The 8,064-nt window shown below is 65.3% G+C and carries 6 protein-coding genes and 1 pseudogene; 2 read left to right on the top strand and 5 right to left on the bottom strand.

Annotated elements, in window-relative coordinates:
• Positions 1 to 38 precede the first annotated feature (38 nt).
• The 3 genes from VK92_RS42970 to VK92_RS18240 all read right to left on the bottom strand — a co-directional run bounded on the left by VK92_RS42970 (position 39) and on the right by VK92_RS18240 (position 2,522).
• Positions 39 to 1,040: a hypothetical protein gene (locus tag VK92_RS42970; protein WP_226287880.1), complete on the bottom strand. Its 1,002-nt coding sequence runs from the start codon at positions 1,038 to 1,040 to the stop codon at positions 39 to 41.
• Between the two features lie 191 nt (positions 1,041 to 1,231).
• A complete protein-coding gene (locus tag VK92_RS18235; RefSeq protein WP_048028610.1) occupies positions 1,232 to 1,606 on the bottom strand; it encodes an immunity 22 family protein in 375 nt (124 codons plus the stop codon).
• 211 nt (positions 1,607 to 1,817) lie between these two features.
• On the bottom strand, positions 1,818 to 2,522 hold the full coding sequence (locus VK92_RS18240; protein WP_048020770.1) for a glutathione S-transferase N-terminal domain-containing protein: 705 nt from the start codon (positions 2,520 to 2,522) through the stop codon (positions 1,818 to 1,820).
• Between the two features lie 671 nt (positions 2,523 to 3,193).
• On the opposite strand from VK92_RS18240, the gene VK92_RS18250 reads away from it, so the two are divergent.
• Together VK92_RS18250 and VK92_RS42510 are read left to right on the top strand one after the other, a co-directional pair.
• Positions 3,194 to 3,730 (top strand): Imm21 family immunity protein, encoded by a 537-nt coding sequence (locus VK92_RS18250; protein WP_165589139.1) that lies wholly within the window; start codon positions 3,194 to 3,196, stop codon positions 3,728 to 3,730.
• 76 nt (positions 3,731 to 3,806) lie between these two features.
• Positions 3,807 to 3,935: pseudogene (locus VK92_RS42510) on the top strand (IS256 family transposase); the annotation flags it as partial.
• Between the two features lie 118 nt (positions 3,936 to 4,053).
• Here VK92_RS42510 and VK92_RS18260 read toward each other — a convergent pair.
• Entirely contained in the window at positions 4,054 to 5,178 is a 1,125-nt protein-coding gene (locus tag VK92_RS18260) for a porin (protein ID WP_048020537.1), read from the bottom strand.
• 228 nt (positions 5,179 to 5,406) lie between these two features.
• Positions 5,407 to 8,064: LuxR C-terminal-related transcriptional regulator (locus VK92_RS18265; RefSeq protein ID WP_048468187.1), on the bottom strand; the 2,658-nt coding region annotated here is incomplete at its 5' end.

An 8,064-nucleotide genomic window follows, 5' to 3' on the forward strand; every position in this document is an offset into this window, starting at 1 on the left:
GGTCATCCGACAACGGCTGCTCTTGGCCGGCCTCGTCCTTACGAAGAAGGTTCGAGGCAATCACTTCGACGGATCAAGACCCTTACCGCGCGCATGAGGTGATGGTTTATCGTCGGAATCAGTGTTGCCGGAATCTCATAAGGGCCAGCGGTCCGAAAATCGGCTGCGTGCAAAATGTGAGCCCGCCCACCGTTGAACTGAACGAACGCTTCGATCGTCGGATCGTCCCGCATAGCCGCTTTCATTTCATCTTCCCCGAACCAGGGTGACGAATAAAGGGTGAACGTCGGTCCATCGAATGGCGGTAGCGCTCGGAAACCCGCGTGAACGAGCCAGTCGAATTGCGCCCGATTCACCTTGACGATACTGGACGCGCCGTAAAGACTGCTACCGCTGCGCGCGAGATAGTCGATCCACCAGTCGTTTTGCCATGGCTCGTAACCAAGCAAAGCACCCTCCAGCCGCTCCATGTTTTCGTAGCCGTCGCCTTGTCGGTTGAGGTTCTGGCGGAAAAACTCCAGGGCAGGGATGCGCCACTCCTCGCCTTTGAGCGTATATAGAACTTGCCCGATTCGACGTGCTGGACGGCCTTGAAGCACCGGTGCGTCGACGATGATCTCCTGCGAGTGCAAGACACCTTGAGCCACATACTCGTCAAAGCGAGCCTTCAGTTCGACCGACGACCGGCATTCGCTGTCGAAATCGATGAACCCGAATGGTTTACGCCCTTGCACCATCAAAGCCAGTTCGTAACCAGTATGGACAAGGTACGGTACGGGAACACGGGCTTCTACATACTTCGTGAGGATGGCTTCGCGTGAACTGTGTTCAAAGTCGATCGCGAAGAATTCGCAAACGTCGGCGACCTGTATCGGCGACAGAAGATACCAATCGTCAAGCGCGGCATCCTCCGGGGCGTCCGGGTCGACCAGCTGCCGCAGCGCCGCAACATCGTCGATTTCGAATCGGATCTGAAGGCAGGGGTACAGAAGATCAGGATCGATCGCCGACAGAATGAACGAGTTTCTCGGATCTCTCATGGCAGCTTCCCTTGCGTCAGTGCGAAGACTTCGATTCAATACGCGCGAAGATTGTCGATGATCTACTGGCCCACACGCAATCAGAAACGATCTGGACTTCGGCGCCAGATTTACCTTTTAACGTCCGTCCTTGGCTGAACGCGGTCGCCCAGCATTAGGCGTCACATCAGGCGAAACCAAGTTCGAGAAGCTCAAATTGGATACTCGAACATTCCGATGTAGACCAGTTCGAATCCTTCGCCTTGCACTGACCTTGGCGATTTTATCTGTTCGAAATTCATGAAAATCAGCGCGTTCGCATCTCCCAAATTTGCGGCGCGCGCCGCTTCACATAGCGCTTCCGACCATTTGTCCGAGTACGAGTGAGGTGCAAAGAACTCTTCCAGTGAAGTACCCGGCTGTCGCAGCCCTGTTTCCATGAAATCATGGTCACAGAAGAACTCACCCTGGGAGCCGTAGAACTCGGAAACTGGTCGACTTTCATCCTCGCCGTAGTGTTCGGCGAGAAAGCTTGAAAATCGGGAGGCGTCAGTTATCCGGCCAAGATAGAAATGAGACGCTTCCATTCTATGCATCGTTGGTTGACTCCCCTTGAGCGCAAAGAAAATTGTATTCCTTCACCTACTGAGCGGCTGCCTCTGGCCGAACACCGCCCGTCTCCCCCAGCATTCCCCGGAAAATCGCAATGCCTCCCGAAAGCCCGCCGCCCAATGCAAGCGTTTCAAGTCCGCAGCCGCGCGGGCCGCACAACGCATAGCGCGCGACCCGCCCAGCCGCTCAACCCCGCGCCGGAATATTGAGCCCACGCGCAACGGCCGGACGCGCAACAAACGCATCGAGCACCCGCTTGACGTTGCGGAATTCACCGAAGCCGACCAAATCGCCCGCTTCGTAGAAACCAACAAGATTTCGCACCCACGGGAAGATCGCGATGTCGGCGATCGTGTAGGTATCGCCCATCACCCACTGGCGGTTCGCGAGATGCGCGTCGAGCACGCCGAGCAGGCGCTTCGACTCGTCGACATAGCGGTCGCGCGGGCGCTTGTCCTCGTAGTCGCGGCCGGCGAACTTGTGGAAGAAGCCGACCTGGCCGAACATCGGCCCGATGCCGCCCATCTGGAACATCACCCACTGGATCGTCTCGTAGCGGCCCGCGAGATCGTTCGGGATCAGCTGGCCCGTCTTGTCCGCGAGATAGATCAGGATCGCACCCGATTCGAACAGCGGCAGCGGCTTGCCGTCGGGGCCGTCCGGATCGATGATCGCCGGGATCTTGTTGTTCGGGTTCAGCGACAGGAACGCGGGCGAGAGCTGGTCGTTCGTGTCGAAGCGCACGAGGTGCGGCTCGTACGGCAGGCCGGTTTCCTCGAGCATGATCGACACCTTGACGCCGTTCGGCGTCGGCAGCGAATAGAGCTGGAGACGGTCGGGATGCTGGGCCGGCCACTTTTGCGTGATCGGGAAGGCGGACAGATCGGGCATGAAGGTTCGCTCGTCGAAGTGAATGACTTGCGCACCGTCCTTGCTGCCGCGCGCCACGGACGGTGGCGCGGCGGCGGGACGGCGCGCGCCGAAAACGCCCACTGTAGCCGATCCCGGCGATCGATGCTGGCGGCGGCCGCGCGCGGCGGCACCGGCTCCGGCACAATAAATTTTGGAAATGTCAGCGAAGCCTGGAAAGTAGACGAGGTGAGCCATCAACGCGATAGGCAAGGAAAGCGGATGTCACTTGCGTAGTACCAAGGATCCGGGAAAGAAATCAGGTAATTTCGTTGCTGATCACGTCCAACCGACCAAGTTGGCGAACGGTCAAGAGCAACAACTGTTCCCGAGCTGCCCGACATGTTCCAATGCACAGGATGGATTCGAGAGCGGAGCGATAAGACGTGCGGCAGCTGCAGCTGCAGTGGCAGTGGCAGTGGCAGTGGCAGTGGCAGGTTCGACAATCAGCGAAGGCGCCACTCATGTGTGGAACGACTTCAAGCAAGATCCACCGGGAGGGTGGTTTCTGGACGATGCAGTCAAACCACCTGGGGGATGGGACCCAGAAGAGCGTGCGTAAAGGCGCGTCGGGTTTTTGAACGTCAGGCTGCGGCCCCGCGCACCCTGTGCGCAGGGCTTTCAGATGCAAGACTCTTCATAAGGTTTGCATGATGAAATGGATCTACTCCAGCGGCGGAAATTTCATTTTCACGGGAATGCCTGTTGCCGAGCGATGGCGAGGCAACGAAGGATCGAGTGTGACGCTCGCTGCCATCGGTGGCAGCGATTACGACCTGGCATGCCGTAGCCTCGTGGGACCGGACGAGTACGTGAATGTGTTGAGAAACGTGCTCGTCAGCGATGTTTTGGTGGTGTGTGGGGCGCAACAGGAGATCGGTTTTTATGAAATTTCCGCTGGTTCGTACTTGTTGGTGAAGATCGAGTTTGGTGGGAGCGAAGAGGAAATCGAGCAGTGCGTGCGTGAAGTGGTGAACGGACGATGGGCGAGCGTCGAGGATCAACCCTTCGAGTTCGAGATCAAATCATCGAACATGGCTGTGTTCGACGCGGCGTTTGCCTGGGAAGATGCGGTCGGCATGGACAATACGATCGAGGTCGTGGTCGAGTGCGGGAGGTACGCCGTTTCTTTGATCAAGTACGAGAACGACAATAACCTGCTCTGGGTGGTGCGCTTGAACAGGGTGTGAGGCTGATTGGCTTTGACGCCCCGGCGCTGCGTCGTAGACCGTAGTTACGCGTTGCCGGCAAAGCGCCAGAGGCCGACTCGCCGCCACGTTGCGGCCAATCTACGCGGCCGCCGGCGAAGAGGCGGCAAGGCAGGTGCTGCACGATTTCGCCGGCGGTCCCTGGGGCACGAAGTATCCGGCGACCGTGCAGTCGTGGCAGCGCGCGTGAGAGCACGGCGTGCCGTTCTACGTGTTCCCGCCGGAGATTGGATGGGCCGTATACGCCGCGAGGGAGTGCCCCAAACCTTATTGTCACGAAACAGCCACCACATGCCCCGCAGCCGTCAAAAATTGTGCCGCAGCCCGACCATCGCGGCCGTCGTGCCGACGCCCGGCGCGACCGGTTGCCCGTACACGAGCATCTGGTCCATCGTGCCGCGGTTGTTCACGTGGCCGACCTGCGCATAGACCGTCGTGCGCTTCGACAGGCTGTAGTCGGCCGCGAGCACGACCGACGTCGACTTGTTGGCCGAGACGTTGCGATCCTTCAGGTAATACACGGCCGAGCTCACCTGAAGGAAAGGCGTGAAGCGATAGCCGATGCCGGCCGACAGCATGTCGAGGTTCACCTTGTCCGCATGCGACGGATTCCGGCCGTTGCCGTACGACGCCGACACCGAGAAATCGCGGATCGTGTATTTCGCGCCGACATAGACGAAGCGGTTGTTGTCGACGCCGGTCGGCGCGACGCCCGGTGCCGGGTTCGTGTCGTGCCCGTTGTAGTACACGGCCGACGCGTTCAGCCCGTAGTTCGCATACTTGAGCACGACCGATTCGCGCGTGCCGCCCTGGAACTGCCCGGCCACGCCGCCCGGCGCGTATTCGAGCGCGATCGACGCGCCCGCGAACACCGGCGACTGGTAGACGAGCGCATTGCTGTCGTACAGCGCGCCGATCGCGCCGTTGGTGCTCGTCCCGGGCCAGCCGGCCGCCGTGTTCAGGCCGAGCCACGCGGTCAGCACGCTGCCGAAGAACTGCGCGTTGCGCACGTCGGTGTCGGCCATCGCATAGATCATCGGCACGATCTGGCGGCCGGCCGTGAAGGTGCCGAACGGGCCCGACACGCCGAGCGACGCGACCTGGTTGAAGATCGCGACGGCGCCCGGCGTATCGCTCAGCTGCAGCTTGCCGGTGCCGCTGTCGAACGACCCCTGCAGCTTGAAGTTGACCTTGTAGCCGCCGCCGATGTCCTCGCTGCCCTTGATGCCCCAGAAGCTCGAGTAGATGCCGCCGTCCTTCACGCGGAACACCTTGCCCGTATTCGGCGCGGTGGGGCTGAACGACGCCGCCGACGTGCTCTGGTACAGCAGGCCCGTGTCGATCACGCCGTAGAGCGTGACGGAGGATTGCGCGTGCGCGAGCGCCGAACAGCCGGCAAGCGCCGCGAGCGCGGCCAGTTTCGTCTTCATGAAGTCTCCAGGGTCGTATTGGACCGGACGGGATCGAGCCCGTCCGGGTGAAGCGGGGAAGCAACGAGGCGGGCGGGAAGACGTGACAGGCGGCGCCCGCGTGAGCCATGCGGAAAGACTACGCAACGGCGGGCGGCCGCTCCCCCCCATGCGCGGGGGGCAGGGTTGCGGAGAATCGCGGGAGGTGGAGGTGAAGGCGGGGGCGCCGTCCGGTCGGCGGAACCGGCGTTACGGCGCGCTTTCGAGCAGGCCGAGCACCAGCGCGCGGCGTACCGCATGCTTGCGCGAGCTGGCGTCGAGCTTGCCGAACAGGTTCTTCAGGTGCCACTTCACGGTTTCCTCGCCGACGGCGAGCGCCACCGCGATCTCCTTGTTCGACAGGTTGCGCGCGAGCAGCTCGAGAATCGCGCGCTCCTTCGGCGTCAAGACGACGCTCGGCACCGCGCGTGGGCTGGCCGCGCCGCGCGGGGCGGGCGGCACGATGCGCGGCGGCGGCAGCGCGTGCCGCGCGGGGCCGGCGCCGGCGGCCGCTTCGTCGCCGGCGCGGCGCGCCCAGTCGGCGATGGCCGGATGCGCGTCGGCGAGCGTGCGCGTGAGCCCGAACAGCTCCGCGAGGTTCATCGCCTCGTCGAGCAGCGCGCGGCCGTCGCCGCCTGACTGTTCGCGCGCGAACGCGCCGAGCGCCATGATCTCGATGCGCGCCTGCCCCATGCTCATTTCACGGGCCAGCACCGCCGCTTCGTCGAGCGCCGCGCGCGCGTCGTCCCAACGGCGCGCGGCCAGCGCCGCACCCGCATGCGCGCTCGCCTGCAGCAGCACGACCGGGCGCCGCCACAACGGGCCGTGCGACGGAAACTCGGCGGCCGCGATCGCATCGATCCGCTCGACGAGCGCATGGCAGGTCGCCTCGCGATAGCGCGCCGCGTGAATGCGCACCTGTTCGGCGAGGCTCGCGACCGACAGGCGCGGCAGGCGGCGCGCGACGCCCATCGCGTCGAGCGCTTCGAGCAGGTCGATCGCGCGGTGCTCGACGCCGCGCAGCAGCGCGATGCGCGCGGCGGTGCGATAGCCGAGCAGCACGGTATCGGGCGTGCCCGCGTGTTCGAGCACGTCGAGCCGGTTCGCGAGCAACGCGGCGGCCTGGTCGACACGGTCGGCCTCGTAAGCGAGCGCCGCGCACATCGCCGCGAGCATGCAGGTGAGCGGATGGCGGCGCCCGAGATCGGTTTCCGCGCGTGCCAGCGCCGGCGACAGCGTGTCGTCGGCCAGCCGGACCTGGCCTTCGCGCAGGTAGCTCAGGCCCGTGACCAGCTCGCCCCAGCGCGCGACGTAGCCGAACCCGGCCGCCGTCTCGCCGCGCGGTGCGGCGTGCTGGAAGCGGCGCGCCTGCGCCGGTTCGCCGACGATGATCGCGCGCGCCGACAGCCGGTTCGCGTGCATTTGCGCGAGCCAGGTCGCCGCCGGCGGCGTGAAGTCGGCCCACGGTTCGAACAGCTCGACGAAACGGTCGATTTCGTCGGCGTAATACGCGGCCGCGCTGAGGATCAGCGCGCATTCGTAGCGCATCGCCGCGGGCGTGCCGGTGTCGGCGAGGATGCCCGCGATCTGGCGCTGCGCCTCGACGTGGCGCTCGCCGAGCGCCAGTGCCCACGCGACCGCGATGCGCAGCGTCGGGCGCTTGTCGAGCTCCGCGTCGGGCAGCAGCGCGAGCCAGTCGAGCACGTCGTTGATGCGGCCCTGCTTGATCGCATCCTCGAGGCAGCGCTGCGCGAGCCCGTACGCCACCTCGAACTGGCCGGCCGCATACGCGTGGCGCGCGGCTTCCTCGGTCATCCCGTGCGCGTCGAGCCAGGCGGCCGCACGCGCATGCAATGCGTTGCGCCCGGCGTCCGCGGCCAGGCGGTCGCGCAGCGTGTCGCGCACGAGAGGATGCAGGCGGCACCAGTCCGAATCGTCCGACGCGATGAACAGTGGCGTGTCGCGGGCGAGCCGCGCGAGACGGCCGGGCGCGTCCGCGTCGTCGAGCAGCGCGGCGCACAGCGACGGATGCAGGCGATCGGCGACGCTCGTGCGGATCAGGAACGCCGTGTCGTCGACCGACAGGTTCGCGAGCAGCAGCTCGACGAGGCGGTCGCGCGTGCCGTCCACGCGGGCGGCGAGCGCGTCGACCGCCTGGCGCGGATCGGCCGAGCGCGCCATCGCGGCCATCGCGAGCTGCAGGCCGAGCGGCCAGCCGTCGACGCGTTCGAACAGCCGCGCGCACGCGTCGGCGTCGACCCGCTGCGCAAAACGCGCGCCGACCAGCGCGATCGTCTCGTCGAGCGTGAAGCGCAGCCAGTCGGGGCCCGCGAGCGTGCATTGCCCGCCGGCGAGCAGGTCGCCGGCCGTGTGGTCGAGGCCGCGCCGCGCGGCGACGACGACATGCAGGTTTTGCGGCGCATTGTGCAGCACGTAGGTCAGCGCCTCGAGGCCGGCCGGCGGCAACCGCTCCGCATCGTCGACGATCAGGAGCGCGTCGATCGACAGCTGCGCGACCTCGGCCAGCCAGGCGGTCACGCCCTCGAGCGCACGCGCCGCGTCGGCCGCGCCGGGCGGGATCAGGCGCCCGAAGCCGGGCCGGGCGCAACCGGTCCGCACCGCCTGCACGAGCCCCTGCAGCAACCGTGGCGCATCGTCGCGCTCGTCGGCCGACAGCCATACGACCGCGCGCCCGAGCGCGAGGGTCTCGCGACGCCATTGCGCGAGCAGCGACGTCTTGCCGTAACCGGCCGGCGCCTGCACGAGCGTGACCGGCCGGCCGTCGAAAGCGGGCGACGCGAGGCTCAGCCGCGCGCGGGCCAGCAACTGCGCCGGCACGCGCGGCGCGGTCGTCTTCAGGACCAGTTC

This window comes from Burkholderia sp. LK4 (assembly GCF_001043615.1).
In the GTDB taxonomy this organism is placed as follows: domain Bacteria; phylum Pseudomonadota; class Gammaproteobacteria; order Burkholderiales; family Burkholderiaceae; genus Burkholderia; species Burkholderia cepacia.